The sequence below is a fragment of the Oleiphilus sp. HI0123 genome (genome assembly GCF_001635315.1).
The window spans coordinates 1-783 of record NZ_LWGE01000126.1 but is presented as its reverse complement, the minus strand read 5'-3'; the positions used below and the strand labels follow the sequence as shown (position 1 = coordinate 783).

1 protein-coding gene is annotated in these 783 nt (G+C 41.1%); it reads right to left on the bottom strand.

Annotated features, from left to right (window positions below; genetic code table 11):
• Positions 1-316: 316 nt before the first annotated feature.
• A partial coding sequence (locus A3761_RS01215; RefSeq protein WP_156491477.1) for an RsmE family RNA methyltransferase occupies positions 317-783 on the bottom strand: 467 nt, incomplete at its 5' end.

Sequence of the window (783 nt, the reverse complement as noted above, 5' to 3'; positions counted from 1 at the left end):
AAATACATAATTACATGTATTTGAAGTGTTACTAAAATTATGACCGTAGAATGACTAAAAACAATTAAAAGAAAAGTACATTTTTGAACAGTAGTGAGTGATCTTAGGGCTTTCAAAAGTGAGCGCTTCCTGCTCTTTTGATGGGTTATGTCTACAGTTCAATAATGCTCGCTTTTAACTCAAAGTTAGCGGTTTACTTGGCTCCCGATAAAGAACGCTAATGCTCACTTTCAATCATTCACTCGATAATCAATCTGGCTGTTTCATCCTTATCAATTAAGTCTACTTGAACGTCCGACTAGCGGACAAAATTACCCTAGAATGTTGACCCAAATAGACGCGAGATCAATACGGGTACGGCAGTCTCTACGCGTAGAATTCTTTCGCCTAAATGAACTCCTTCAAAACCGGCTTCTTTGAGCTTGTTTACTTCATACTCAGTAAAGCCACCTTCGGGGCCGATGATTAAGGTGCAGGCTTCTTCGAGATGATGTGGGCAGACCTGTTCTTCTCTAGGGTGGGCGACTAGTTGGCGTGTACCTTTGGAAAGTGCAGGTAATTCATCTTCAACAAAGGGCTTGAAGCGCTTTTTGATATGAATTTCGGGCATCACGGTATCCTGAGCTTGTTCTAAGCCAAGGATGCAATTCTCTAGAATTTTTTCTTCACTTAGCCAGGGGCTTTGCCAAAAGCTCTTTTCTACCTTCCAGGCATTGAGGAAATAGATTTTCTTCACGCCCATTGTTGTGGCGGTTTGAATGATTCGCTTTAACATTTTTGGTC